This is a genomic window from Fenollaria massiliensis (genome assembly GCF_000312505.2).
Taxonomy (GTDB): Bacteria; Bacillota; Clostridia; order Tissierellales; family Peptoniphilaceae; genus Fenollaria; species Fenollaria massiliensis.
The window spans coordinates 58,303-84,724 of the sequence record NZ_HG326226.1; the positions used below are offsets into that span (position 1 = coordinate 58,303).

Annotated in this window: 26 protein-coding genes and 1 pseudogene; 22 read left to right on the top strand and 5 right to left on the bottom strand. The window is 35.1% G+C overall.

The features are described from left to right. The first annotated feature begins 24 nt into the window (after positions 1-24). The 7 genes and pseudogenes from BN30_RS03910 (at position 25) to BN30_RS03940 (ending at position 6,743) form a co-directional block, all read left to right on the top strand. Positions 25-468 carry a hypothetical protein gene (locus tag BN30_RS03910; protein ID WP_019214206.1) on the top strand — a complete coding sequence of 148 codons (444 nt, stop codon included), beginning with the start codon at positions 25-27 and terminating at the stop codon, positions 466-468. A gap of 14 nt (positions 469-482) precedes the next feature. Continuing rightward, positions 483-926: a hypothetical protein gene (locus tag BN30_RS03915; RefSeq protein WP_019214207.1), complete on the top strand. Its 444-nt coding sequence runs from the start codon at positions 483-485 to the stop codon at positions 924-926. A gap of 196 nt (positions 927-1,122) precedes the next feature. Beyond that, positions 1,123-1,434, top strand: a pseudogene (locus tag BN30_RS08955) (type II toxin-antitoxin system HicB family antitoxin); the annotation flags it as partial. 432 nt (positions 1,435-1,866) lie between these two features. Next, positions 1,867-3,219 (top strand): ferrous iron transport protein B, encoded by a 1,353-nt coding sequence (feoB, locus tag BN30_RS08960; RefSeq protein ID WP_019214209.1) that lies wholly within the window; start codon positions 1,867-1,869, stop codon positions 3,217-3,219. Between the two features lie 220 nt (positions 3,220-3,439). Further along, on the top strand, positions 3,440-3,922 hold the full coding sequence (locus BN30_RS03930; RefSeq protein ID WP_019214210.1) for a ferritin: 483 nt from the start codon (positions 3,440-3,442) through the stop codon (positions 3,920-3,922). Positions 3,923-4,078: 156 nt separating this feature from the next. Next, positions 4,079-5,389, top strand: a complete 1,311-nt coding sequence (locus BN30_RS03935) for a C1 family peptidase (protein WP_019214211.1) — start codon at positions 4,079-4,081, stop codon at positions 5,387-5,389. Positions 5,390-5,399: 10 nt separating this feature from the next. Next, positions 5,400-6,743 carry a C1 family peptidase gene (locus tag BN30_RS03940; protein ID WP_019214212.1) on the top strand — a complete coding sequence of 448 codons (1,344 nt, stop codon included), beginning with the start codon at positions 5,400-5,402 and terminating at the stop codon, positions 6,741-6,743. 671 nt (positions 6,744-7,414) lie between these two features. On the opposite strand, the gene BN30_RS03945 is transcribed toward BN30_RS03940, so the two are convergent. Genes BN30_RS03945 through BN30_RS03960 form a run of 4 tightly spaced genes read right to left on the bottom strand, consistent with a single transcriptional unit; the run spans position 7,415 to position 10,413 of the window. Then, positions 7,415-8,518 (bottom strand): helix-turn-helix domain-containing protein, encoded by a 1,104-nt coding sequence (locus tag BN30_RS03945; protein ID WP_019214213.1) that lies wholly within the window; start codon positions 8,516-8,518, stop codon positions 7,415-7,417. Between the two features lie 13 nt (positions 8,519-8,531). Continuing rightward, on the bottom strand, positions 8,532-9,299 hold the full coding sequence (locus BN30_RS03950) for an ABC transporter permease (RefSeq protein ID WP_019214214.1): 768 nt from the start codon (positions 9,297-9,299) through the stop codon (positions 8,532-8,534). Continuing rightward, complete coding sequence (locus tag BN30_RS03955) at positions 9,296-10,210, bottom strand: ABC transporter ATP-binding protein (protein ID WP_019214215.1); 915 nt, start codon at positions 10,208-10,210, stop codon at positions 9,296-9,298. The genes BN30_RS03950 and BN30_RS03955 overlap by 4 nt, the downstream gene beginning before the upstream one ends. Beyond that, a complete protein-coding gene (locus BN30_RS03960; protein ID WP_019214216.1) occupies positions 10,210-10,413 on the bottom strand; it encodes a PLDc N-terminal domain-containing protein in 204 nt (67 codons plus the stop codon). The genes BN30_RS03955 and BN30_RS03960 overlap by 1 nt, the downstream gene beginning before the upstream one ends. A gap of 1,205 nt (positions 10,414-11,618) precedes the next feature. Here BN30_RS03960 and BN30_RS03965 point away from each other — a divergent pair. Both BN30_RS03965 and BN30_RS03970 read left to right on the top strand, forming a co-directional pair. Continuing rightward, positions 11,619-12,224, top strand: a complete 606-nt coding sequence (locus BN30_RS03965) for a CadD family cadmium resistance transporter (protein WP_019214217.1) — start codon at positions 11,619-11,621, stop codon at positions 12,222-12,224. A 414-nt stretch (positions 12,225-12,638) separates the two neighbouring features. Further along, positions 12,639-13,292: a Crp/Fnr family transcriptional regulator gene (locus BN30_RS03970; protein WP_019214218.1), complete on the top strand. Its 654-nt coding sequence runs from the start codon at positions 12,639-12,641 to the stop codon at positions 13,290-13,292. A 57-nt stretch (positions 13,293-13,349) separates the two neighbouring features. On the opposite strand, the gene hcp is transcribed toward BN30_RS03970, so the two are convergent. Further along, on the bottom strand, positions 13,350-14,975 hold the full coding sequence (gene hcp / locus BN30_RS03975) for a hydroxylamine reductase (RefSeq protein ID WP_019214219.1): 1,626 nt from the start codon (positions 14,973-14,975) through the stop codon (positions 13,350-13,352). A gap of 399 nt (positions 14,976-15,374) precedes the next feature. On the opposite strand from hcp, the gene BN30_RS03980 reads away from it, so the two are divergent. From BN30_RS03980 to BN30_RS04040, 13 genes are all read left to right on the top strand, one after another. Further along, positions 15,375-16,853, top strand: coding sequence for an amino acid adenylation domain-containing protein (locus BN30_RS03980; protein ID WP_019214220.1), 1,479 nt, complete (start codon positions 15,375-15,377; stop codon positions 16,851-16,853). Further along, on the top strand, positions 16,834-17,562 hold the full coding sequence (locus BN30_RS03985) for a GNAT family N-acetyltransferase (protein WP_019214221.1): 729 nt from the start codon (positions 16,834-16,836) through the stop codon (positions 17,560-17,562). Before BN30_RS03980 ends, BN30_RS03985 begins: the two co-directional genes overlap by 20 nt. Beyond that, positions 17,534-17,779: an acyl carrier protein gene (locus BN30_RS03990; protein WP_019214222.1), complete on the top strand. Its 246-nt coding sequence runs from the start codon at positions 17,534-17,536 to the stop codon at positions 17,777-17,779. The genes BN30_RS03985 and BN30_RS03990 overlap by 29 nt, the downstream gene beginning before the upstream one ends. A gap of 47 nt (positions 17,780-17,826) precedes the next feature. After that, positions 17,827-19,206 carry an MBOAT family O-acyltransferase gene (locus BN30_RS03995; RefSeq protein ID WP_207636141.1) on the top strand — a complete coding sequence of 460 codons (1,380 nt, stop codon included), beginning with the start codon at positions 17,827-17,829 and terminating at the stop codon, positions 19,204-19,206. An 8-nt stretch (positions 19,207-19,214) separates the two neighbouring features. Further along, on the top strand, positions 19,215-20,963 hold the full coding sequence (locus BN30_RS04000; RefSeq protein ID WP_019214224.1) for a polysaccharide deacetylase family protein: 1,749 nt from the start codon (positions 19,215-19,217) through the stop codon (positions 20,961-20,963). Next, positions 20,932-21,612, top strand: a complete 681-nt coding sequence (locus tag BN30_RS04005) for a 4'-phosphopantetheinyl transferase family protein (protein ID WP_019214225.1) — start codon at positions 20,932-20,934, stop codon at positions 21,610-21,612. The genes BN30_RS04000 and BN30_RS04005 overlap by 32 nt, the downstream gene beginning before the upstream one ends. Before the next feature lie 3 nt (positions 21,613-21,615). Beyond that, on the top strand, positions 21,616-22,077 hold the full coding sequence (locus BN30_RS04010) for a hypothetical protein (RefSeq protein ID WP_019214226.1): 462 nt from the start codon (positions 21,616-21,618) through the stop codon (positions 22,075-22,077). Between the two features lie 91 nt (positions 22,078-22,168). Then, positions 22,169-22,987: a hypothetical protein gene (locus BN30_RS04015; protein ID WP_019214227.1), complete on the top strand. Its 819-nt coding sequence runs from the start codon at positions 22,169-22,171 to the stop codon at positions 22,985-22,987. Then, entirely contained in the window at positions 22,980-23,375 is a 396-nt protein-coding gene (locus BN30_RS04020; RefSeq protein ID WP_019214228.1) for an HIRAN domain-containing protein, read from the top strand. Before BN30_RS04015 ends, BN30_RS04020 begins: the two co-directional genes overlap by 8 nt. Positions 23,376-23,400: 25 nt before the next feature. After that, complete coding sequence (locus BN30_RS04025; protein WP_019214229.1) at positions 23,401-23,892, top strand: methyltransferase family protein; 492 nt, start codon at positions 23,401-23,403, stop codon at positions 23,890-23,892. A gap of 70 nt (positions 23,893-23,962) precedes the next feature. Then, complete coding sequence (locus tag BN30_RS08965; RefSeq protein WP_019214230.1) at positions 23,963-24,247, top strand: hypothetical protein; 285 nt, start codon at positions 23,963-23,965, stop codon at positions 24,245-24,247. Positions 24,248-24,332: 85 nt separating this feature from the next. After that, positions 24,333-24,866 (top strand): cysteine hydrolase family protein, encoded by a 534-nt coding sequence (locus BN30_RS04035; RefSeq protein ID WP_019214231.1) that lies wholly within the window; start codon positions 24,333-24,335, stop codon positions 24,864-24,866. Positions 24,867-24,927: 61 nt separating this feature from the next. After that, complete coding sequence (locus tag BN30_RS04040) at positions 24,928-26,295, top strand: S-layer homology domain-containing protein (RefSeq protein ID WP_019214232.1); 1,368 nt, start codon at positions 24,928-24,930, stop codon at positions 26,293-26,295. Positions 26,296-26,422: the final 127 nt, after the last annotated feature.

The following is a 26,422-nucleotide window of genomic DNA, read 5'->3' on the forward strand; positions in this document are numbered from 1 at the left end:
ATTGTACTTTAAGGACGGTTGATTTTGGAGAAAATATATAGAAGAAGCCTAGTTGCGTTTATTTATAATTTAATAATAATGATTTTTGGAGCGCTTGTTGCATTTTTAATTTCCGGAGTAATTGGAGGATATAAAGTTGCAATTATTATATCTTCTATCATCATTATTTTGGTTGTAAAAAGTATATTTAGGCAATTGAGAACTAAAATAATTATAAATGGAAATGATTTATCGATAAACGATGGGAAAAAGGAATTTAACTATAATCTAAATGAAGTTCATATTTCTTCAGAACAAAGAAACAATGACTCGTTTTTCTTATATATTTATACAGAAGATGGTAATAAGGAAATGTTTGATTTATCTTCGCTAGGAAAAAGAAAATATAATGAACTTATTGGAGATTTAGGAGTGGTTGGAGTAAAAAGCAAAACAATTAAGTTAAATGATGTTAATAAAAATAATTAAAAAGGAGAATGAAAATGGAGAAATATTTAGAAGCATTTTTTTCAATGGGGGTATATGCCTATGTTGTGATTGCAATTTTTATATTAGCGGCTGTTTTTTCGTTTGTGTCAATTAAAATGAACAAAAATGCCTTGACTAAATGGTTAGCTGTACATCCTAATGCGGTGAAAATTGAGCTTTCTTCCGGAAATAATGTAATCACTCAAAAACAATTATATGCTAGAGTAATCAGTGGTGAAGCTGCTATTTTTAATGAAAAAGCAAAGTATATAGTTTGTGCAGATCCAGGAGATATTGTTTTAGAAGTAACTTACACATATACTAGACCTGGAGTGTTACATAAAAATGTTACTACAACATGGGGACCTGCAAAAGTGGAGCTTAATGTTGAAAGAGGAAAAGACTATTTACTAAGTTTTGATAAGAAAGAAGAACAATTTAAGTTATCTAGTAAATAATTATTTGATTGACTTGAGTTGAAGAAATAGCTATCGTTCAAAAATTTTGTATTAAAGATAGTTATCATTTAATATTATGTATCGGTTTAATTAACAGCAAATCAAACAGGTTTGCTGTTTTTTGCTGTTCAAAATAAGGCGTCAATAAATAAGAAAAGGTACTTGACAAAACGCTTCATGGGGAGAGTTTCCAGATGTAGAAGGCTGTCATGCACAAGGCGACACTATAGATGAAATTATTGAAGATGCTACTTTAGCTTTAGAGCTGCATTTATCTGAGATGCTTAAAGATGGTGAAAAACTTAATCCACCAAGCGATATAAAATCAATTAAAACTGATAAAAATTCTTTTGTGAGTATAATTAGAGCAGATGTCAACCTTAACAAAGGCAATAAATCTGTTAGAAAAACGCTTACTATACCATCTTGGTTAAATGACAGAGCCGTAGAGATGAATATTAATTTTTCGAAGACATTGCAGGAGGCACTAACTAGAAAAATAATTTAGTTTCACGTTAAAGTCGCGCCTAAGGCTCGTTCGCTCTTCGGTAATGCTCAAGTATTGCATATACATTCCGCTTACCTCAGAGCTCCACATCGCCTTATCCATCGACTTTTCCAGTGAAATTAGTGAATAAATTAATTTTGCAAATGTATCAAATCGTTCAAAAAAATCTAAATTATCAAGGGGACCTTAATTGGGTCTCTTTTTATATGAAAATTTTATATTAACATGCAATACTATATTAACATGCAATACTATAAATAAAATTTATAAATTCTTGTTATAAGAATATATTTGCGAAATACTATTGACATTTACAAGTTAGCGGTGTATAATTTAATAGTTAGCATAGACTAACAATATCATTTTCAAAAAGATGATGATGACTCTGAATCAATCATCACAAGTGAAAGATATAAAAATATTCAAAAGGATATGAAAGGAATTGTTAAAAAGTCAAGCGAAAAGAAGCTTACTTTATCTGACAAGATTGACAGAATTGTTACAAACAGATTCCTAGCTATCCCAATATTCATGGCTATTATGTGGTTTATATATTATGTATCAATCTCTACCCTAGGAGATTATTGCATAGGCTTCATCGAAACTACTTTTGAAAACATTGGCGATTTCATAACTACAAAGCTTCCTGAATTAGGCGATTCTGAAGTAGTTACATCGCTTGTCAATGACGGTATCGTTCAACCTATAGGTTCGATATTTACATTTGTTCCGCAACTAATGCTGCTTTTCTTCTTCCTTTCTTTATTAGAAGACTCAGGTTATATGGCGAGAGTTGCCTTTATCATGGACAAGTTATTTAGAAAATTCGGCCTATCTGGTAAGAGTTTCATCCCTATGCTTATAGGTACGCTCTGTTCAATCCCTGGCGTTATGGCTACTAGAACCATTGAGTCTGACGCAGACAGACGTATGACTATACTATTAACACCATTTATTCCATGTGGAGCAAAATTACCAATATTCGCTATGTTTATATCCCTAGTATTCAATAACGCATCTTGGATCGCCCCACTTATCTATCTTATTTCAATAGTGGTTGTTATTATAGCAGGCATAATTTTAAAACGCACTAATAGATTTAAAGGCGACCCTGCTCCTTTAGTTATGGAACTTCCTCCATATAGGATACCAACATTTAAGAATGTTGTTATTCACATGTGGGAAAAGGGCAGAAGCTTTATTATCAAAGCCGGAACAGTTATCTTACTTGCTTGCTTAACACTTTGGTTCCTACAAAGCTTTAGCTTCAGACTTGAGTTCTTAGGAGACGCAATCGAAGACTCAATGCTAGCTAAGATCGGTAGTGCATTAAGATACATTTTCGTTCCTCTAGGTTTTGGTGATTCGTGGGCACCAGCTGTTGCTTCTATAACTGGCCTTGTTGCGAAGGAAGTTGTAGTTGCTACATTTGCAACTGTTGGTTCCAAGGCACCTATCTACTTCAGCTACGTTAGCGCTTTTGCATTCATTATCTTTACAATGTTTGCAGCCCCTTGTTTTGCAGCTATCGGTGCAATGAAAAGAGAGCTTGGTAACACTAAGGACACATTATTCACAGCAGGCTTCCAAACAGGACTTGCTTATGTCTTAGCGTTAATCGTTAACCAAGTTGGTAACTTGATCTTCCGCGGTACTAAGCTTACTGAAAAAGTTATGCTTGACTACGGTGCCGCTGAAGAGGCCTCAGAAGCAATTGATATAATTATAGTTGCTCTTGTTTTATTTTTTGCTTTCTTGGGTATAAAGAGAGTGAAAATTCAATAAAACACGGCACATGCGCTTGCTGTTCAGAGAAATGCGAGTGCGAAAAGAAAAACGCAGAGCTTCAAAAAGGCTACGAAGAGTGGCTTAAGAAGAAAAATGAAAATAAAGAAGCTTAATTAAATATCATATATGAAGAGCCGGTTTGAGCCGGCTTTCTTCATATAATTATTTTGTTGTTCGGCCGTATAATTAAAAAATCTTTTGAAAGAGGGAAAAAGAAATGAAGAAAGAAGTATTAAACGCATTAAACGAACAAATTAACTTTGAGTTATACTCAGGTTATATTTATCTAAACCTTTCCATCGCTATGGAAAGAGAAAACTACAAAGGTTATGCAAAATGGCTTGCTAATCACTACAAAGAAGAATTAGCTCATGCTGATCAATTCATCGAGTTTATTCAAAAACGTGATGCAAAACCAGAATTAATGCCTATCGAAATGAAAAACTTTGATGTAAAAGAACCTTTAGAAGTAGCTAAGATCATCTTAGATCATGAAAAGAAAGTAACTGAAAGAATTTACAAGATTCATGACGTGGCTAAGAAGAGCGATGACTATGCAACTGAAATCTTTATGCATCAATTTATCAACGAACAAATCGAAGAAGAAGAACTTGCTCTTGATATCGTAGATAATTTCACACTTGCTAAGGATAACATCGCAGCAAAGATTACTATAGACAGAGAACTAGGATCTAAATAGTTTTATTTATACGGCTGGATATATAGGGGGGACTTATGGTCCCTCCATTTTTAAAATTAAATATGCTCTTTTATTGTAATTATCTTGCAAAAAATATTTTAAAGAGTTATAATTATTACGAGAGATGAAATATTTTTATATATAAAGGAGGACAATATGCAAAAATCAATTACAAAAGATGTTCTTGCTAAGTTCAAAAAGTCTTATGATGAAGATTTTAGCAAGGCAGCACAAAATATGATAGCATCTGCTGGCATTATGGACGCTTCCATAAATTATGCAAAGCTTAACAAAAACCCAGATGTTTTCAAAAAAACTATCAAGATAGGTAAGATGACTAATCAAAGACAATCTGGCAGATGCTGGATGTTTGCTGGTCTTAACACTATCAGAGTAAATATGATGAAGAAGTTTAAGCTTGGTGATATTGAATTTTCACACAAGTATCTATGCTTCTTCGATAAGCTTGAAAGAGCTAATCAATATCTTGAAGACGTTATCGCACTTAAGGATAAAGACCTTGACGATAGGCTAAATAGAGGCGTTGTCTTCTATGCTGCTGATGACGGAGCTTGGTGGACAACATTTGCAAGACTAATCAGCAAATACGGTATAGTGCCTGAATATGTTTATCCAGATACAGCTGATGTTATGAGAACTGATAGCTTAATCTTTGTTTTAGACAAAAGATTAAAGATAGCTGCTAAAGACATTAGAAATGCAAAGACTGATGAAGAGATAGACGAGATTAAAGACAAGGCACTTAAAGATGTTTATAAGATCACAGCCATTGCCTTAGGTGTACCTCCAAAGAGATTCGATCTTATATTAAGAGATAAAGACAACGAGCTTATTGAGAGAAGAAATATCACAGCTATTGATTTCTACAGAGAATTTATGGCTGATGATATGAATGAATACGTTGAATTAGGTAACTATCCTGGCAAGGGCAAGGAAGAAAACAAGGTTTATGAAAGAGATTTCATTCAACAAAGAATTGGTGGTTCACTAAAATATCTAAACGTTTCAATGCAAAGAATGAAGGACATAGTCCTATCTATGCTTGATGAAGACGAAGTTATATGGTTTGCATGTGACGTTGGTAAGGATTCATTCGTATCACGTGACGGCGACGGAACTGGTCACCTTGTATATAATTTACTTGACAGAGACAGTTTATTTAATATTGACACAAAGCAAACAAAGGTAGAACGCATGGAAACTGAAGAAAGTGCTGCCACTCACGCCATGGTTATAGTTGGCTACGACAGAACTGATGAAGGACTTAAATTTAGAGTAGAAAACTCTTGGGGCGAAAAAGCAGGCATCAGAGGCTACCTAGTTATGGATGAAGCTTGGTTTGATAACTATGCATTCGAAATCATTCCAAAGAAAAAATACCTAAACGCACAAGAGCTTGCAGCACTTGATGAAGAAGCAATCAAGCTAATGCCATGGGAGCTATAGGAGGTAGAAGATGAGACAATTAAGCACAGATAAATTATATGAATTAGAAAAAGAATTTTTAGCTGACAAGAAGAATATCGTTGCAATGAACGCTGCCGTTCAAAGCGGTATCAGAAAAGTAGCGACAGACATTAACAAAATTAAAGAAAATCCATATAAGTTTAATATTGATATCAATAACGGTGACGTATGTAACCAAAAAGCATCAGGCAGATGCTGGATGTTTGCTTCACTAAACTTTATGAGAAATGTCATCATTAAAAAATATAAATTAGAAAATTTTGAATTATCACAAAGCTATCCATTCTTCTTTGATAAATTAGAAAGAAGTAACTACTACTTCGAAACAGTTATCGAAAAGGCAGATGAACCGATAGAAGATAGAGTAATGCAATATCTTATGGGCGACCCACTATGTGACGGCGGCCAATGGGATATGTTTGTAAACATTGTTAATAAATATGGTCTTGTGCCAAAATATGTTTATCCAGAAACAATCGCTTCATCAAATACAAGAGAGCTAAATAAGTACCTTTCAAAGATACTTAGAAAAAATACAGTTACTTTAAGAGAAGCAATTAAAGAAGGAAAGAGCAAACAAGAAGTAAATGCACTTAAAGAAGCTGCTCTACAAGACGTATTTAATGTGTTAACAGCAACACTTGGTAAGCTTCCAGAAACATTTGATTTCATTGCACATGACAAAGACGATAAGCTTATCGAAGAAAAGAATTTAACACCACAATCTTTCTTCAAAAAATATGTTGGACTAAATCTTGACGATTTCGTTTCAATCACAAACGCACCAACAAAAGATAAGCCATACAACAAGACATTCACAATCAAATACCTTGGCAACATCGTTGAAGGCAAAGAAGTTAAGCACCTTAACCTAAAAGTTGAAGACCTAAAGAAAGCCATCATTAAGCAATTGCAAGACGGTATGCCAGTTTGGTTCGGCTGCGACGTAGGTAAAGACATGTATAGAGGCGAAAAAGACGACAAGAGAGCAACACTTGCTAAAGACGTCATAGATTACGAAACACTATTCGATATAGATCTAGAAATTTCTAAAGAAGATGGTCTTGATTATGGCTACTCACTAATGACACATGCCATGACATTTACAGGCGTTGAAATGGATGGCACTAAGCCAGTCAGATTCAAAGTCGAAAACTCATGGGGCGATGAATTTGGTTACAAAGGCCACTTCGTTATGAGTGATGCATGGTTCGATAGCTTTGTATATCAAGCCGTAGTTAATAAGAAATATTTAACTAAGAAAGAACAAGAAGATTATAAGAAGAGTCCAATTGTACTAAAACCTTGGGACCCTATGGGATCCTTAGCTTAAAATTTTTGCTAAAACGCGCCCTTACGCTCATTCGCTTGTTCGGCAATGCTCGAGTACTTGTACGTACACTCCGCTTGCCTCAAAGCTCCATTTCGCGTAATCATCACGTTTTATCTAAAAATTTAGTACAGCGACTATTCATTGACACTATATAAAATAGCAAAATATATTTTTAGAGATCAAAGTTAATATTTGGTCTCATTTTTCCTACAAACTCTGTTTGGCGACGGATCGTTGACACGATAAAAAATTGATTAAAAATACCATTAGAGAGCAAAGATAATTTTTGCTCTCTTTTTTGCTTCGTCGGTCCACTTCGCTCAATTATATCAGTGCGAAGCACTAAGGTTCTCGCACATTTATGTGCGAGGTTCTTCTTTTTCGTGCAAACTCTGTTTGGCGACGGCTCATTGATACGATAAAAATTTTAATAAAATACCATTAGAGAGCAAATTAATTTTTGCTCTCTCTTTTGCTGTGTCTGTCCGCTTCGTACAATCAATACGTTTGACAGCGGGCCTATAACTGTTTGCTTATTGTTACAATTTAATGCTTAAGTTTATAGGTTGATTATTTCTCTTTTGCACATACCTAAGATATAGGCGTTAAAAGATACCTGTATTATATACGGTACAGGTATCTTTGTTTCTGATTAATTTACAGTTGAAAAACTATAGAGAATATATTTCTCTAACCTTATCAACTAAGAACTTTACCTTTCCTTCAGAAATAATTCCTTTAAAACTTTCATTATTCTCTATTGCATCTATATAAAAGCGAACAATCATATCGTCACTTCTATTTGGATTTGTAGATAATAATAAATTTTCATCAAGCCATTCTTCTATTTGATTAAAAAATTCATCGCCTTTTATCTTAAACGATTTTTCCTTACTCTCTATTAACAAATTGAGTAGTTTTTCCACATATTTACCAGCAAGTTTGAGATTATTATCGTCAATATAGTGCGTTGCCAAGGATAAATAGAAGTTTAAAACGATGGAAACATTTATCTGGGTAAGATTAAAAGTTTCTATTAAATCCTCCACTTTCTCTAATGTTTCAATCCAATCGTAATTATTCAAACTACTCTTCATCATAAGAAGGGTGATTAAATCGATTATGTTCTTATAAATCATTACTTGTAGTTTTTGATCTACTTCATTTTCTTTCTTCGTTTTTAAATAAGCTGAAGCCACTAAACAATCTTTTGATATAGATAGCATGTCCGAAGATGGCAAAATATTTAATGCTTCTTCCGATTTTCCTAAACTAATTAAACAGGCTGCCCTCAAGCTCAATGATTGTTCTTTTTGTATAGGATCTTTAGAATGCTCGCACACTCTTCTTAGTATATTATTTGCGTATTCTAGATATTCTTCTTTTTTTACATCATCAGTTGTTAAATCACAATGGTTCAAAATAAACAAAGACATATAGTATAGTAGTTCAAAGCAAGAATAGTATTGTTTAATTTTAATTTTTATATCTTCTACGATACTATCCATACCTGCATCCGAAACACGATCCTCTAAGTCTATATAAAATTTTTGTATTTGAGTTGGAGATAAGTCTGGGTCGTATCCTATTAATTCATCCACACTTATATTAAAGAAAGTGGCAAGTTTTGGTAGAAGTAAAATATCTGGATAGCTTTGACCTGTCTCCCATTTTGATACGGACGCTTTTGTTACCATCATGAACTCTGCTAATTCTTCTTGTGTTATACCTCTTTCTTTTCGCTTATGAAGAATATTTTCTCCAACTTTTAGCATTATATTTCACCTCCTAACTGATTTGTTTTTTGTTTATTACAGCAATCGAAATTGCGATACACAGTATAAGCAAAATACTGCCCGTAATAATCGGTACATAGTAGTCATCATATCCAGTTCCTTTTATAAGGTTCACAGGCTTTTCTATTAATGCGATAGGCATGTATTTAACAATTTCATCTCGAATGGATAATATAAGTTGAATCACAATCCCAATGGCTGTTAATATTAATGTTCCTATAACATTTCCTGAAATCACCCCAGCTAATATCTCTAAAGATATTAAAAATAGACCAAATATAAAAGGAAGTAAGGCTGCCATAAGTATATTTCTTATAGGAAATGAAATCCCGAAAAAGTACTTTGTGTAGAAATAAGTTATTATAAATGAGCAAAAGTAAGCTAAAAACCACAAAATAAAATTATAAAAAATCTTTGATAGCACAACTTGATACCTTGGAAGTCCCTTAGATAACAAATTAATCAATGGTCCCTTTTGGAATTCATTAGACATTTGACTACTTAATATAATGGCTAATCCAAACATACCTATTTGACTAATGTTTTTAAAGAATTGTGTCCAAGAGTCAATTTCTGATGGTGGTGCTACGTTAATATCTATGTTTCCTGTAGCTATGGATTGAAGTATCATGGGAGTTAATTTCGCTGTCAAAGGACTTATTAACCCGATAAACAAGAATAAGATAAAGGTAGAAATCATTTTTTTAGTCCTTGCACCTTCAATAGCTTCTTTCTTTAATAGAGATAAAAATATCCTCATGCTTTCGTCACCTCCAGAAAAATATTTTCTAATGTAGGTTCTTCTATTTTTATTTCTAGAGGAAATATGTTTAACTTATATAGCTCATATAAAATATCAATATCTTTTAGTTGATTCTCTTCGTCTGTTAAGTATAAAGTATCTCCTTTTTCATTTGTTACCAGATTTGAAAATTTATCTAGTGACTTAAATGCCTTTAGTTCTTTGTCAGACTTAAATCTAATTTTAATTGTGTTTATCCTCTTTATATTTTTTAGTTCATCTATCGAACTTTCTAGTACATTTTTTCCTTTATCAATCACCACAACATGATCACAGATTGCTTCAACATCCGATAAAATATGTGTAGAAAAAATGACAGTTGTAGAATCTTTTATTTTTAATATTATGTCTAGTATCTCTTTTCTTCCGAGTGGATCAAGGGCGGAAGTGGGTTCATCACATATTAATAATTTGGGACTATTTAACAAGGCTTGGGCAATACCCAAGCGCTGTTTCATACCTCTAGAATAGCCACTAATTCTTTTATTGACATCTCTTAATCCCACCAATTCTAAAAGTTCTTCGCTCTTGTTTTTAATTTCATTTTTGCTAAGACCAGTTATAGCCCCACATAGATTCAGATATTCCTTTGCTGTCATATAACCGTAAAATTCAGGAACATCTGGAAGATACCCGATAAAACGATTGGTTTTTGCCTGACCAAAGCTTACTTCTTCCCCAAAGACTTCAATAGAACCTTCATCCTTTTTCAAAAATCCTAAAATCATTTTCATTGTCGTAGTTTTTCCAGCACCATTTTTGCCTAAAAACCCAAAGATTGTATTTTCAGGAATCGACATGGATAATCCATTAATAATCGTATTTTTCCCAAAGGATTTATGAAGATTTTCGATTTTTAGTGCGTCCATTATTCGTCCTCCCTACCTATTGTTAAGTATAAGATAGGTCCAATAATTTGGATAAAAATAACTATTAAAATCCACAAGGTTCTGCTTCCAAATTTATATCTATCGTGTTTTAAAACATGACTTAAAGAATAAATCATAAGTGCAATTTCTAAAATAATAATAGGTATAAGTATCGGCAAGTATTCTCTAATAATATCTGGCATTTTTTACCCCCCCCTTTATTTGTATATATCATATCATTTTACTTAATCAACCGTCAAGAAACTATTAATTAACTTATCCTATTTTTATCAACTGAAAAGAAATTCTACTTTGTTTTATTATATATAAAAATAGCCTGCACAAAAATAAATTGTATTCAAACTTTTGCGCTTTGTTGGATAAGAGGAAGATTACGAGCGACTGACGGAGATGTACATACTAGTACTTCACTAGGAAGAAGCGAGCAATCTGTAAGATTAACTAAATTTGTGATAACGTCGTTCCATATTTTTTGATATCTGAAAATAAAGCCTAAATAGCAAATTGAACTCCATCCTTCTCGGTCGGCCCACTTCGCTCAATTATATCAGTGCGAAGCACTAAGGTTCTCTTCCATTTATGTGCGAGGTTCTTCTTTTGCCTACAGAATTAAATTACATCGATGAACAACTTAGCCCCTTCATATCACATGGAAGCCGTCGCAGTCTTGTCAAGAAAATAAGATGATGGGTCATAAGACTGTTGAAACCAATGGCTTTAGGATTTCAGAAGAAATCTTAAAAGTCATTTTTCTATTTGAATAATACCTTGTGAGAACATTTTAAGTGTAGATTATTGCAGGGTGTGTAGACACTATGTATATTTTAGGGGGAGTTAACAGGATGGACCAGGACTTGACAAGTGAAATAATCAGTAAAATATTGGATATAACAGCTTTTATGAAAGCTTAAGATTACATAAAAATGCCAGAGAAGGTAAACATTGAAGCCTTTGTAAGGCTATCAGATAACGAAAGAGATATCTATGAGAACTTAAAATAAATGAAGACCTTAAAGAATGGAATCAAGGTAAAATTCCTGTAGCCATTACCCATCCAGCATCTGCTGGTCATGGACTTAATCTACAAGCTGGATATGATTAGTACACAGTTCAGAAAAGAGTGAATGAGATGGTTCAATATTAAATAAATGATGTTTGGCATATCTAATTTTATATAATTTCAATCTCTATAGTTTGCGTGGATATCTATCAGCATACTTGACAAAATCCGACTATTATAGTATACTATAGCAAATATTAAAAAGAAAGGTGGGAAAATTGTGAAGTTATTTCTTCAAGTGTCTCCATTGGCAACTGCCAAGGCACAATGTGTTTGCAGTCAATTTTTGATTGTCTAAAAAAATTAAACATTTTGAAAGGAGAAATAATGGAAACAATAGTATCCGCTTTATTAGTTTTTGTCTCTACATCAATTGACTACTTAGTTGTTTTGACTATCTTATTCGCCAGTCAAGGCAAGAAAGGTTTGAAATCAATTTATGCAGGACAGTATTTAGGTACAGGACTGCTTGTTCTGGTTAGTCTTATAGCCGCTTACTTTTTAAATTTTATTCCACAAGATTGGATTATCGGACTCCTTGGTCTAATTCCACTAGGTCTTGGTATAAGATCAATTTTTGTGGATGAAGATATTGATGAAGAAGATATCGAGGGAAAAATTACCAGAGATGGATCAAAAATCTTAGCATTTACAAGCTTAACAGTGGCAATGGGTGGAGATAATTTAGGAATTTATATTCCCTATTTTACAGGAAAGAGTTTGATTGAGATTAGTATAAGTTTAGTAATATTTGCGTTAGGTATTTTAGTTCTATGCAAATTATCTCAAAATCTCGCCTCAATTTCTGCTATCGGAGAAACTGTAGAAAAGTACGAAAAAATAATTGTACCAGTCGTGTTTATTGGGCTCGGTCTCTATATATTGATTGAAAATGGAACGATTAATTATCTCATTTCCCTAATCACAAGTTAATAGTTATTTTTATATTTCAGACCTATTAAAGGAAATCTTTAGTAGGTCTTTTCAGGCCAGTGCGAAGCACTAAGGTTGTTAAGTCCATGCACCAAGAGAACGAGTGAAATGAAGTTCGATTGGCTATGCATGCCTTATGCCAGAGTTTACAAAGAGACGGAACGTAGTGAACGTCGATTTGATTAAACTTACGGCCAGGACACATCCAAAACGAAGTTTTGATGATGGACGAGGTTCTTCTTTTTCCTACAAACTCTGTTGGGAGACTATTCATTGACACGATACAAAATAGCAAAATATATTTTTAGAGAGCAATTTTGCTCTCTTTTTTGCGTCTTAACACATATAAACTTAGTTATTATGGGTATAAGGATTATATATAAGAATGATAAAGTCAGTTGCTAGGGAGGATATATGATAGATATTTTGAAAAAATCGTTGCTATTTAAAGGCATGAAAAGTGAAGAAATTGAAGATTACCTAAACTTCGCAAAGGCCAGCGTGAAAAATTTTAAGCGTGGAGAGAGTGTATTCATTGCTGGTGATTATGTAAAGGAGCTTTATATCTTGCTATCTGGTGAGGTTGCTGTTGAGAATATAACTCAGAGCGGTAAAAAAACTATAGTCAATGTCTTTGACAAGCCTGGCACTGTATTTGCTGAGGTGTATCTTTTTGTAGATGAACCTTTGCATCACTATGCTAGCGCTACTAAAGACACTTCGCTTCTTATTATAAAGAAAGATTTTATTGTAAGTCAAGAAGATAATTATAAGATGATAATAAATAATATCATTAGCATACTTGCAAACAAAGCCTACTATCTAAACAAGAAGCTTATGATATGCACGGCTAAGTCTATTCGTAACAAGATTATCAATTACCTTCTGATTATTGACGAGGGAGGCTTTATTAAGCTGCCATTTAACAAGACTGCCTTTGCAGAATTTTTAAGTGTACCAAGGCCATCTTTATCAAGAGAGCTGTCGCAGATGAAGGCTGAGGGGCTTATCGAAGAAAGGGATAATAAAATATATTTTTCTAGAACAAAGCTAGAAGATTTATTATAGAAAAAAACCATTGAACAGAGTTTATCTGAACAATGGTTTTCTTTTTGTTAAATATTCTTATGCGAAGAACTTTGCTAGATCTTCATCAACACTTGAGTTTGGAGCTATGCCAAATTTTTCCACTAATATATTAACTACATTGTCGCTTAAGAAAGCTGGTAGTGTTGGTCCAAGGTGTATGTTTTTTACGCCAAGTGAAAGCAGTGCAAGTAAGACTATGACAGCTTTTTGCTCGTACCATGCGATATTGTAGACTATAGGTAAGTCATTGATATCATCAAGGCCAAAGGCATCCTTAAGTGCTAGCGCTATCATTGCTAAGCTGTAAGAGTCGTTACATTGACCTGCATCCAATACTCTTGGTATACCTGCTATGTCTCCGAGATTAAGCTTGTTGTAGCGATATTTTGCGCAGCCAGCAGTTAGTATTACAGTATCCTTTGGAAGTTTTTCTGCAAATTCTGTGTAGTAGCTTCTTCCTTTTTGTCTTCCATCGCAGCCGCCCATGACAACAAATCTTTTGATTGCTCCTGATTTAACTGCATCTACAACTTTGTCTTTAAGTGCAAGAACTTGATTGTGTGCAAAGCCACCTACTAGCTCGCCTTCTTCGATTTGAACAGGCGCCTTGCATTTTTTAGCATGCTCAATGATTTCTGTAAAGTCCTTGTGACCGTTCTCGTCAGCTTTGATGTGTTTACATCCTGGGAAGCCAGCGGCTCCTGTTGTGTATATCCTATCTATATAATCAGTTTTTGGTGGCACTATACAATTAGTCGTAAATAGTACTGGTCCATTAAACTTTTCAAACTCTTCTTTTTGCATCCACCAGCTATTGCCATAATTACCTATGAAGTGCTTGTACTTTTTAAACTTCGGATAGTAGTGTGCAGGCAGCATCTCTGAGCGAGTGTAAACATCAATACCGCTTCCTTCAGTTTGTTCAAGCAGCATCTCAATATCCTTTAAGTCGTGGCCGGATATAAGTATACCAGGCTTATCACTAACGCCGATATTAACTTTTGTGATCTCTGGGTTACCATAAGTTTCAGTGTTTGCCTTATCAAGCAGGGCCATGGCCTTAACGCCGTATTCACCAGTTTTCAATACTGTTTCATATAGCTCGTCAATTGGAATTTCTACATCTATGAATCTTGCAAGTGTTTCTTGAATAAAGATATCAATACTTTCATCATCATAATTAAGAGTGTTAGCGTGCTTCATATACGCACTCATACCCTTGATACCGTATGTAGCTAGCTCCTTTAGTGATCTTTGATCTTCATCTTTAGTTACTAAAACACCGACTATTTCTGCTAAAGCCATAAGCTTAGCTCTGTCCTTGTCAGAGTAAAGACTTAGCTTGCGTAGCTTAGATTTATCATTTAATTTAGCTAGTAGTTCATCCTTAGCTTCAATAGTTTTTACGACTTGATCAAGTATCATGTCTAAGTCAAAATTTGCATTGGTAATGGTGATGAACATGTTGTAAGTAACCATGTGATTGTACTTTTTATCTATAGTGTAGTTTTCACCTCTAAGATTATTTAAAACATCACAAAGTAGTTTAGTTGTATAAACAAGTAGGTCTTGCGCGCTGGCAACATCCGCCTTTTTACCGCAGACACCAGCCTTAGTGCAGCCTTTGTTGTTTAAAGTTTCTTGACATTGGTAACAAAACATAATTTTCCTCCTTTAATTTTTCATTTTCTATTTTGTCTATATTTTATACTTAAGAAAGTCTTCTTTCTGTAACATATCTTACACTATAAAAAAGTTTTAGAATAATACTTATAAAATATTAAAATCTTTTTGTGCTTGAATTTTTTCTTCTAATTATTTAGCAAAGCAAAAAATTGATTTCGAGAAAAATTATGAAATTGGTTTGGATTAGATGAAAATAAACTTTTGCGAATAGGATTGATGAATAAGGCGAAGTATAACGAGCGACCGACTGAGGTGTACATAAAAGTACTCCGTAAGGAGGAAGCGAGCGCACGAGCCTTAGTCGCAATCATAACGCGAAAGTTCTAATTATTGACAATTAGAGGGCTTTGTGTTAATATTAATACGAGGTGTAATATGCTATTCATCGATCAACTAGACCGTATAACAAGTGAATATCCTGACAAAGTAGCCATCGTTGACAAGGAGAAGTCCATAACTTTTAGTGAGCTTCGTGCGAGGGCTATTAGTCTTGCAAGTGAGATACATAAAATTCATCCACAAACGAAGCGTCCCATCATGGTTGAGACTGACAGACTACTTGAGACTATAATCTCATTTTTCGCGGTTCTTTACAGCGGCAACTTTTACGTGCCCATCGATGCGGCTATGCCTCGTGAGAGGATTGAGACTATCAAAAAGCGTCTCGAGAGCACTTTAGGTATTTATCATACGAAGAATATTTTCGAAGATTATGCTCTTCACTATGACTTTAGCCATGATTATGGCTGCGATGAGGCGGCTCTTGAAGTGATCAGAGCTAAGATGATAGACGCAGATCCTGTTTATGTTTTATTCACATCTGGTACAACTGGTGAGCCAAAGGGCGTTGTTATCAGTAATTTCATGATCGTGGACTTACAAGATTGGCTAGAGAAGACTTTGAAAATAAACGAAAACGATAGGCTTGCAAATCAAACGCCGCTCTTTTTTGATGCGTCGCTTAAGGAGCTTTGCCTATTTACTAAGACTGGAGCGACTTTATACTTAATGGATCCGAAGGACTTTTTATTTCCAGTCAAGGTGGTCGAATATTTAAACGAAAATAAAATAACTGCTATACTATGGTCGGTGTCGGCGCTTAATATTCTTGCAAATTCAAATGTTTTTGATATAGATAAACCAAAATACTTAAGGCTAGTTACTTTTGCTGGCGAGCAAATGAGCGCGCAAAAGCTGAACATCTGGCGCAAAGCTGCAGAGGCTGAGTACTTTAACCTATATGGACCGACTGAAGCGACTTGCGACTGCTGCTATTACAAGGTTGATAGGGATTTTCAAGATGATGAGATCATCCCCATTGGCAAGGCTTGTGAGAATATGGAGGTAATGATACTTGATGGCGACAAAGAAGCTGACGAGGGTGAGCTTGTTATCAGGGGTAGAGGCGTTTCTTACGGCTACTACAATAAACTTGATCAAACTGAGAAGGCTTTCGTGCAAAACCCACTAAACAAGGCATATAGAGAGATTGTCTACAGGAGCGGCGACTTTGTTAGAAGAAATAAGTTTGGCGAGATAGAATTTTTGGCAAGGAAGGACAATCAGGTCAAGGTCTTTGGCCACAGAATCGAGCTAGACGAGATAGAAAGACAGGTATACGCCATGGGCATACACGAGGCGAGCGCTGTTTTTGATAAAGAAAATGAAATCATAATTTTGTTTTACTCTGGAAAGGAATTTTCGAGGAAGGAATTTAAGGACTTTATCCTTGAAAGGCTGCCAAAGTACATGCTTCCATCGAAGTTTGTGCACATGGACGCTCTTCCTAAGACGCAAAACACTAAGATAGATAAGAAGAGGCTTTTAGAAATTTATGAACGTGGAGAAGTTTAATAGAGTAGAGGAGCTTGAGATTTTAAAATCTTATGAGGGCTCCATCACAAATGATTACATGAATACTTCGCTATATGAAGCCAATATAGCTAGGCTCTACTACATAAAAGGCTATAGGAATTTCTATGTCCTAGTCAAAAGAGAGGGCTATTACAAGCTTTATTATTATATAAATGATATCAATGAAAAATTTGATGCGAAGGGCACTTTTGTGAGCGAAATCGTTTCTAAACTAATGGATGAGACGCTTGAAAATATAGGTTTTGAGCTATATAAGACAAGAATTAGACTGCGTTTAACACATAAAGAGCCTTATGAATCAAAGCGAGTTAAATACATTGACGACGCAGAATTTATTTACGAGGCGCTTCAAAGCTTTGACGAGTACTCAGGCGAGAGGCTTAGTATGGTAGAGGTCAAGGAGCGCATAGCGAAAAAACTTTTCATAGGGATTGATGACGCTGGCTTTATCGAGTTTAGCACGGATGCGTTTAAGGACAGTATCGAGCACTTCTACATAGACTCAGCTAAGAGGGGCGAGGGACTCGGCACAGAGATCTTGCGCCATTATCTTGGATGCGTTTCTAAGAAAAAACGCGTCAATGTGTGGACTGATGAAGGCTCGAGAGCGATAAAACTATACCATAAACATGGATTTAAAGAGGACGGACTCAAGTCCTATGTATATATTTGGAGGGAAGACCAATGAAAGAAAAATTAAAGAAATCATCGAAGACGTCACTGGAGAAGCAGTTGAGGACACAACTGAAATCATCGAAGAAGGCATACTAGACTCTTTCGACATAGTGACTTTAGTCATAGAATTAAACGACGCTTTTGGCGTTAAAATACAAGTTTCCGAGCTATTGCCAGAAAATTTCGCAAACGTTTTAGCGATAGAGAAACTAATTAAATCATTGCAATGAGTTTTACAAGCTTCACTTTCATAGTATTTTTACTATGTTCCTTTATTGTGTTTAAACTTGCTAAGTACAAGTGGCAGGCGCTTTTACTCATCTCTTTAGCTTATTATGCAAGCTTTAGTGTAAAGGCCTTTGTCTACTTAATCTTTGTAATTTTAAGCACTTATTTTTCTGCCATTTATCTAGAAAAGCATAAGAATAAGCTCGTTTTGGCTATCACACTCATTTTGAATTTTGGTATGCTAAGTCTAGTTAAGTTTACTAGTGTCAATATTTTCCAGAACTTTATTCCGCTTGGCATTTCATTTTACATCTTCATGGCGAGTGGCTACGTGATTGACGTTTATAGAGCGAAGTACGAGGCGCAAAAAAACATTTTCAAGTACTCGCTCTTCGTTTCATTCTTCCCGCAAATGATGCAAGGACCTATTTCGCGCTACGATGATATTTCTCATGGCCTTTACAATGATGATAGTAGTGCCACAGACATTTCTTATGGTCTTATGCTCATTCTTTATGGCTTCTTTAAGAAGCTTGTCATTGCCGATAGGGCAGCGGTTTTTGTGAACAAAGTTTTTACCGAGCCAGATTTATATTCGGGCATTTTCGTTTTTATTGCAATTATATTTTATTCAATTCAAATTTACTGTGACTTCTCAGGCGGCATCGACGTCGCAAGAGGTGCAGCCTATTTATTTGGTGTGAAGCTTGACCGAAACTTCAAAAGGCCATTCTTTGCGACAAGCCTTGCGGATTTTTGGAGACGCTGGCACACAAGCCTTGGCTCGTGGATGAAGGACTACGTTTTCTACAGTCTATCGCTATCAAAGGCTTTCGTGTTTATCAATAAAAAGTCAAGAAAGCACCTTGGCCGCAAATTTGGCAAGTACTTAACACTAAGTATAGCAAGCTTTGTTGTTTACTTCATCATAGGTATATGGCATGGCGCTGGTCTAAACTTTTTGGCCTTCGGTCTATATAACGGTACCATAATCAGCTTGGGACTTATTTTTGAAGATAGATTTAAAGCCTTCAGAAATAAAATCGGCTTAAAAGATACTTCACTTATTTATAGAATAACAAAAATATTTTCAACACTGATGATAGTCTTTGTAGGCAGGTACTTTACAAGATCTGCTGGTCTTAGAACAGCTCTTCACATGATGAAGAAAACCCTTGTCGATAGAGGTTTCAGACACGCAGCGACTGGTCTAAGTAGGCTTGATTACGCCGTTATACTTATTTCGCTTATCATAGTCTTCATCATTTCACTCGCTGAAGAAAAAGAAATTGATGTGAAAGAAAAAGTTCTTAAGATTAAGCCAATCTATTTATTCACAGGACTACTTATATTTATGGCCTTTGTCGCATACTTTGGCGTATTTGCGAGCGGCTTTACAAAAGTAGACTTTATCTATAGAAATTATTAGGTGATTATATGAAAGAGAAAAAATTCATCACAATATTTTTTGTATGCATCTTAATTCTTGCTCTAGTCGTAGCCATTTTAAATGTGCTAGCTGACCCATTTAACGTCTTTGGTGATAGATTTACTAAGTGGTATACTTATGATTTTACACAAAATCCAAGGACAGCCAAGATTGAGTACATCAAGGGAAAAGATTACAAGAACTTTATCTTGGGCGCAAGTGGTGCCTCATCCATTCCCACAGAGGAGCTTGAGAAATATACTGGCAAAAAGTATTTTAATCTATTTTCATACGGCGCGGACCTTTATGTTGTTGAGAAGAATTTAGATTATATTTTGAAAAATTATGAGGTGGAGTCAGTTATACTGCCGCTTTCGATACCATCGGCTCTTAGATACAACGGAGAGAGGACTTCACTAAACTACTACATGAATCCGGATGTTTCTGGCGAGAGCAAAATTTTGTTTTATTTGAGATATCTTTTTGCTAATCCGAGAAATGCGATTGAAAAATTTAGGGCAATGGGCAAGAGGTCGCTTGTTCAAGAGAGCTTCGACGTCTTTAGCCTTGATGGTTCTTATGACAAGAGCCAAAGGGACATCGAGTACATCGGCAGCGAGAAGGATTACAAGGCGGAAAAAGGCTTTAATAAGGACTACACAAAGCTTAAGATGGCTCATGCAAATGATGCGCTTGAAGCAATTAGGCGCATGAAAAAAGCTTGTGACGATGCTGGAGTCAAGCTTACAATGCTTTTATGTCCTATGTATAAGGACGAGACTGCTCGCTATGACAAAGCAGAGGTAGAGAGCTATTACAAGGGACTTGCAGAGATCAGCCCTTTCTGGGACTTCACAGGAACTGAGTACGAGAACGATCCGAGATTTTTCTACGACCCAGCTCACTTCAGAAACGCCCTTGGCAAGATGATGCTCGAGACTATTTACGCTGGTCGCAAGGACTTTGGCCGCTACGTAGACAAGGTAGAGGCACCTTTATATACAGAGGCAAAGCCCGATGCGAGAGAGTTTTACATTTTCGAGCTACACCACATAGACAAGGACCCGAAAAACGCTTACATCATCACAAAAGAAAAGTTTGAGAGCGTTTTGAAATATTTAAAAGAAAATAATATTGCCACAGTCTCATTTAAAGATTTATATGACTATGTTAATGGCGATGCAGATCTGCCTGAAAAGTTCTGTATCATCACCTTTGACGATGGCTATAGATCAAATTATACCGAAGCCTATCCATTATTAAAAAAATATGGATTGAGGGCAACAATATTCCCAGTTGGCAAGACCATGGGGCTAAATAAATATCCAGATACAGATAAAGATATCTACGAGCACTTTAGCGCGGCCGAGGCAAAAGAGATGTCAGATGTGATTGAGTTTGGCTCACACACATACTGGATGCATCAGGCATATCCTAGTGATAAATACACATTCAGAAGGACTGCGAAGAGACTTCCGGGCGAGAGCGAGGAGACTTACGTCAAAGCATTTAAAGAGGATACTGCCAAGTACAAGGCGCTTTATAAAGAATTTGCGGACGGCGAACCACTTGTATTTGCTTATCCAGAGGGCGACTTCGACGGTCTAAGCGAGCTGATTGCTGAAGAAGTCGGCTACAAAGTCACTTTAGGCGTTAAGCCAGGCAAAAATTACATCGTGCGCGGTCTGCCTGAAACGCTTAAAAAGCTTAAGAGAATTAATATAGATGAAAAAACAGATATTAGTGAATACGAGTAAAAATTTTAGGCTAATGGAACTCACTTCACCAAAAGATTTAAGTGAATTAAATTTAGCTGAGCCAGTAATTTTCAAATTGTACATGGATTTAGTAAATATAGATGATTTTCAAAAGCACTTAAGTTTTTTAAATTTGGCAAAGCTAGATGAAATAAAAAATGAGAGAGAAAAAATTCGCTTTATAAAGACAAGAGGCCTAGTCAATAGTCTTTTTTCGCTAGATAATATTGAAGCGGAGCCTATTTGGCAGCAAAATAAATATGGCAAACCCTATATAGCTGGCTGGAACAAAGATTTTAGCATTTCCCATAGCACAGACATTTCAGTAGTGGGACTTGCAAGTGAAGCAATTGGAGTAGATATAGAAGACGATAGCCGTGATATAGAGCTAGAAAAGTTTAAAAGAACAAAATTTTTGAACTTTGATGAGGGCGCTTATGAGAGTAAAGAAGAATTTCTTATGCGCTTCACAGCCCTTGAAGCTTATCTAAAATACATCGGCAAAGGCTTTCATAAAGATGCGAGGACCATTAGCGTAAGGAAAGTTAATGACGGCATAGTGATTGACGACGGCGGACTAATTAAAGCAGAAGTGATTATGGATGGCGGCTATACCATTAGCATGGTTATGAATAAAAAAAGAAGGTAAATTATGGACAGAGAAAAAGTAAAAGAATTATTTGATAAATATACAAAAAAGTTACGCATAGTGCCTGAGTGGGACATAAGGCTTGAGTTTATCGAAGATCCTGAATGGAAAAAGACGGGCGATTTTAAAATTGACCCTACAGACAAAAAGGCGGTACTTATGCTAAACGCAGTAAATCCAAAGGACGAGAACATCGAAGAAACCATAGTTCATGAGCTAATGCACATAAAGATGTATCCACTCGATCAAGTTTGTGAATCTGTGATTATAAATATGTTTGACGAAGGGAGCAAGGCGCAAAATTTTGCTTATCAAGAGTTTTTCACAGCGCTTGAGGTGACAGTCGAAGAGCTCGCAAAGTGCTTTTTATACGAGTTTGGCGAGAACAAAGAGCTCTCATACGGAAGGATGAGTAAGATTAAGTCTTTCAATGAGCTTTATGATGGATTAAATAGTATTGAATAAAAAATTTGGCTCTTTACTTATTAAGTAGAGAGCTTTTCTTTGCCTTGAAAATTATTATCTCTAGTGATATAATTAACTAAAGAGGTGGACTATGGCGGATATTATTGAGTTCAAGGGCAAAATTGAACTAAAGGACGATATAAATGCGCTTAGAGAGGAGCTTGTAAGGCTCGTTGAGGAGCGCGACAATTTAATATACACGGCTTGTCCTAACATCAAGATGAGATATATGGTCAAGGTGGGCTACCTCGAGTACAAACTTTATGAATTAAGCCTTAATTATCAAAGGCTTAAGAGAAAGAAAGAGCTCATTCAAGCGAAGGTCTATAAAGAGGAAAAAGTCAGTGTTATAGAGATAGACGAGATTCTTGACAAAGAGTTTGAAAAATATAAGGAAGACCTTGAAGAAAAGCTTAAGGAAGTAAACGAGTCAATCAAGAGAAGCGAAGGCAAGTTCTTATCTGATGTCGAGAGCGAAGACCTTAAGGATATGTATAGAAAAGTCGTTAAAAAGCTGCATACAGACCTTAACCCCGATGTCACTGAGGCTGAGAAAGAACTTTTTGTAAGAGCGGTCGAAGCGTATAAAGCTGGTGACGTTGCTAGCATGAAGCTTATCTATGTAGTTTCTGGCGCTGATGAAGAGAAAAAAGATGATGAGCTTAAGCTAAAAACTGTCTTGGATATGGCTGAGGAGAAGGCTCGTCTCGAAAAACTTGTAGAAAATATCAAAAAGAACATGGATGAGATCAAGAGCCGCTTCCCATATACACTTAAGATATATCTTGATGATGATAGTCTTATGAAGAAGAGGCAAGATGAGCTTAGTGAATCGATACAAGATTATAAAAACGCAATAATGGATTTAGAAGAAGCTATAGCAAAGCTATTGGAGGAGAAAGATGAGTGATTTAGTTAAAAAAGACGATGGCGGCGGCCTTTTAGGTGTCTTGCATGGCACCGGCGGTCTTGTCGTTCCAAAGCCATTCGAGCGTGAGATATATCTATTTACCACGCATGTCGCAGGCACGACGCATGTTGACAATATCTTCGAGATAGAAAAGCATTTGAATATTGACGATAAATTATTATTTTTCAGAGAAGATAATCCTCATGATGATAAGGCCATTCGCGTAGAAACACTTCAAAAGGAAAAGATTGGTTATGTACCAAGAGGCGATAACGCAGTATTCTCAAGGCTTATGGACGCTGGCAAAGAGCTTTACGCAAGGATTAAGGATAAAGAGACCGTTGATGAATGGCTTAGGATTGAGATGGACATATATTTAAAAGACTAGCATACATAAAATAAGGAGGATTAAAATGAAAGATACAGAAAAAAGTATGCCAGTTTTTGGCGTTGGACCGATTTTTGTGATAACAACAGTTTTAGTCACTGTTATCTCAGTCGTTTTGAATAGAAGAGGCACACTTGTCAATGGCAAAATCACAGGCGAAACATGGATATTCACAGCACTTGAGATAATTTTCATAGCGCTAGGCGCATATCTATGGTTAGCCTCAGTCATCGGTTCAAAAATAAATAAAAATGCAAAAGAGGGTAAACTCATTACAACCGGGGTCTATGGCATAGTCAGAAACCCAGTTTATTCAGCATTTCTAGCCATATCCACAGGAGTAATCATAGGCGAGAGAAATGCAGCACTCTTTGTAGTGCCACTAGTTTTATGGATGTTTTTAACAATACTTATGAAAAATACAGAGGAGAAGTGGCTTTATCAAAATTTTGGCGAAGAATATCTAGCGTATAAAAGAAGTGTCAATAGAGTGATACCTTGGTTTAGAAAGAAATAAAAATTATAGAAAACCTTTTTAAATTGATGTATTTATCTTAATAATTTAAGCGGAAAGGAATTTATATAAAATGTATTACAATTATGAATGGATAAATGATAATATTTGTGTTCATGATTCTCATGATATAAATTTTGAGCCAATAAAAGCGAAAAGATTCTTTCTAATAGTTCATCATACTAAAAATGAAAAACGAGTAAATGAAGCGGCACAAAAAATTATAAGTGCAAATTATGACTATATAAGCATATTTGGCGAGATGGCACCTTTTTGGGAAAAAGCTATAGAGAAGTTTAATGATTATAATTTAAAGGTTTTATACGATGAATATAGAAGAGTAAATGAAAATATTTGATTTTAAAACTGGTATCCATTTTTTATAGGTTATAAGGAGTATAACGTTATATAATATAAATAAGTAAAAGGAGGTCATATCAATTATGAACGCATTAATTGTATTAGATGTACAAAAAGGAATTTTAAAGAAAAAAGATTTCTCAAACACTTTAAAGAATATTAGCTTATTAATAAATGATTTTAAGAGCAAAGGAGATATCGTACTCTTAACACAACACTTCTCAGACGATAGCGATAGTCCGTTTTATAAAGGATCCAGCGATGTAGAATTGTTAGATGAATTTAGAGAAGCTGCCGATTATGTGATATCAAAATCATCATGTAATCCATTTCATAATACAAATCTTCAAGAAATATTAAGTGAAAACAAAGTATCAAAAGTATATATCTGTGGTTTTAACACAGAATATTGCTGCTTGTTTAGCAGTATCCTATCTTCTGATAGAGGTTATGAAACAGTATTTGTAGAGGATGCCTGTGGAACTCTTGGGGATGAGGAAATATATGAAATGCCAGGACTAGATGTAAATGATTTTATTGGCTCAATTCTTAATTGGTCAGGAGAAGTAGAAGTATTATATACAGATGAATACTTCAATGGCGTAAGCGAAGAATAAAATTATAGTAAATAACTATCTTCAAAGAATTAAGAATAGTTGGTATTAGGGGTAAATGACAATGAAAATTAAAAATTTTTTATTTAAAATAGTCTTATTAATATTTTTGACAGTGGCTTTTAGCAAAGGCACATACGCATCTAGCGATATAAGTCTAAATCAAAAGGAAATAGACGCGATTGTATCAGAGCTTGAAAAAGCGCCTAAACCAGTTCTTGGCTACCACTTTGAATACGGCTCGCACAATATATCTTTCGACAAAACCAAAGATCACTACGTCATCGTTTACATTTCAAATGACAATGCAAGTGGCTTTGTAGGTGTTATAGATACTGAGGAAAAAAGCGTCAATATACCATTTAAGTATAAAGACATATATTTTTTGCCTGAGAATAAACTCCTATTGGCAGAAAAAGATAAGTCCGATATAGATCAAAAGTATTTTATATCAGATATGAAAGGCGCCTTAACGCCTGCACATTTCGATGGCATGGTAAGCGCAGTAGATGAAGCTGGATACATTACCCTTTCTAAATATTTAAAAGTAGATGCAAAAAACGAACAAAACGTATTAAACGAAAAAAGTGAGTCAATTAAAGAAACACTTGTTCCTAAACTAGCTTTACTTGACGATAAGCAAAATATGGTCCTAGATTTTATTATAGATGAAGTTTGGCCATCAGGAATAGTTTTTGAAGACGACTACGCCATCGTTAAAAGCAAGGCAAATGAATGGTACGCTGGCTCTCAGTCAACTACAAATAATGCAAAAAGCGGCGTGATCGATAGAAGCGGAAAAGTACTTATACCATTTGAGTATGATAGGATAGAATATCTTGGCAAAGGCAAGTTCGAAGCATACAAAAATAATAAAAAATGTAGCATCGATTTGAACAAGAGTGAAAAGATTAAAGATTGGCAAAAAACATCAGCTTGGGCAGAAAAAGAGATTATGAGAGCCATAGGCGAAGGACTAGTTCCTGCAATACTTCAAAATAATTATCGTGACGATATAACGAGAGGCGAGTTTTGCAGCATCGCCGTAAAGCTATACGAGAGCATGACAAAAAAAGAAATTTCAGGCAGAGTTAAATTTGATGACAACGTTTTGCTCTCAGTTGAAAAATTAGCCTACGAAGGCATAATACATGGCCTTGGCAATAATAAATTCAATCCAGATGGCAAAATAAAAAGAGAAGAAGCCGCAGTGATTTTGTCAAAACTAAGCGAAAAGCTTGGGATGAATTTAGCATCAGGCGATATTAGCTTTACAGATAGCCAAAGCATCTCCACTTGGGCAATAGACGACGTCAAAAAAGTTTATACTGCAGGAATTATGCAAGGAGTAAGCGAGAAAAGATTTTCACCAAAAAGCCATTATACAAAAGAGCAGGCAATTGCGACATTGATAAGAATAAAAGATAAATAAGATGAGGATAATAGATGCCAAGTTTTGAGACTGGCATCTATTTTTTATTGAACAATTTATCTATATGTAGTATAATATATTTATAAAATAAAAAATATACATATATGTAGCATATAATAATTTGAAG

Excerpts from the sequence above, each read along its gene's own strand:
- BN30_RS04005 (WP_019214225.1), top strand. The coding sequence starts at position 20,932 with ATGAAAAAACAGATATTAGTGAATACGAGTAAAAATTTTAGGCTAATG.
- BN30_RS04010 (WP_019214226.1), top strand. The coding sequence starts at position 21,616 with ATGGACAGAGAAAAAGTAAAAGAATTATTTGATAAATATACAAAAAAG.
- BN30_RS03985 (WP_019214221.1), top strand. The coding sequence starts at position 16,834 with ATGAACGTGGAGAAGTTTAATAGAGTAGAGGAGCTTGAGATTTTAAAA.
- BN30_RS03940 (WP_019214212.1), top strand. The coding sequence starts at position 5,400 with ATGAGACAATTAAGCACAGATAAATTATATGAATTAGAAAAAGAATTT.
- BN30_RS03935 (WP_019214211.1), top strand. The coding sequence starts at position 4,079 with ATGCAAAAATCAATTACAAAAGATGTTCTTGCTAAGTTCAAAAAGTCT.
- BN30_RS03950 (WP_019214214.1), bottom strand. The coding sequence starts at position 9,299 with ATGAGGATATTTTTATCTCTATTAAAGAAAGAAGCTATTGAAGGTGCA.
- BN30_RS03965 (WP_019214217.1), top strand. The coding sequence starts at position 11,619 with ATGGAAACAATAGTATCCGCTTTATTAGTTTTTGTCTCTACATCAATT.
- BN30_RS04040 (WP_019214232.1), top strand. The coding sequence starts at position 24,928 with ATGAAAATTAAAAATTTTTTATTTAAAATAGTCTTATTAATATTTTTG.
- BN30_RS03945 (WP_019214213.1), bottom strand. The coding sequence starts at position 8,518 with ATGCTAAAAGTTGGAGAAAATATTCTTCATAAGCGAAAAGAAAGAGGT.
- BN30_RS03960 (WP_019214216.1), bottom strand. The coding sequence starts at position 10,413 with ATGCCAGATATTATTAGAGAATACTTGCCGATACTTATACCTATTATT.
- BN30_RS04025 (WP_019214229.1), top strand. The coding sequence starts at position 23,401 with ATGAAAGATACAGAAAAAAGTATGCCAGTTTTTGGCGTTGGACCGATT.
- BN30_RS04015 (WP_019214227.1), top strand. The coding sequence starts at position 22,169 with ATGGCGGATATTATTGAGTTCAAGGGCAAAATTGAACTAAAGGACGAT.
- BN30_RS04020 (WP_019214228.1), top strand. The coding sequence starts at position 22,980 with ATGAGTGATTTAGTTAAAAAAGACGATGGCGGCGGCCTTTTAGGTGTC.
- BN30_RS03970 (WP_019214218.1), top strand. The coding sequence starts at position 12,639 with ATGATAGATATTTTGAAAAAATCGTTGCTATTTAAAGGCATGAAAAGT.
- BN30_RS03930 (WP_019214210.1), top strand. The coding sequence starts at position 3,440 with ATGAAGAAAGAAGTATTAAACGCATTAAACGAACAAATTAACTTTGAG.
- BN30_RS04035 (WP_019214231.1), top strand. The coding sequence starts at position 24,333 with ATGAACGCATTAATTGTATTAGATGTACAAAAAGGAATTTTAAAGAAA.
- BN30_RS03980 (WP_019214220.1), top strand. The coding sequence starts at position 15,375 with ATGCTATTCATCGATCAACTAGACCGTATAACAAGTGAATATCCTGAC.
- BN30_RS03915 (WP_019214207.1), top strand. The coding sequence starts at position 483 with ATGGAGAAATATTTAGAAGCATTTTTTTCAATGGGGGTATATGCCTAT.
- BN30_RS03990 (WP_019214222.1), top strand. The coding sequence starts at position 17,534 with ATGTATATATTTGGAGGGAAGACCAATGAAAGAAAAATTAAAGAAATC.
- feoB (WP_019214209.1), top strand. The coding sequence starts at position 1,867 with ATGAAAGGAATTGTTAAAAAGTCAAGCGAAAAGAAGCTTACTTTATCT.
- BN30_RS03955 (WP_019214215.1), bottom strand. The coding sequence starts at position 10,210 with ATGGACGCACTAAAAATCGAAAATCTTCATAAATCCTTTGGGAAAAAT.
- hcp (WP_019214219.1), bottom strand. The coding sequence starts at position 14,975 with ATGTTTTGTTACCAATGTCAAGAAACTTTAAACAACAAAGGCTGCACT.
- BN30_RS08965 (WP_019214230.1), top strand. The coding sequence starts at position 23,963 with ATGTATTACAATTATGAATGGATAAATGATAATATTTGTGTTCATGAT.
- BN30_RS04000 (WP_019214224.1), top strand. The coding sequence starts at position 19,215 with ATGAAAGAGAAAAAATTCATCACAATATTTTTTGTATGCATCTTAATT.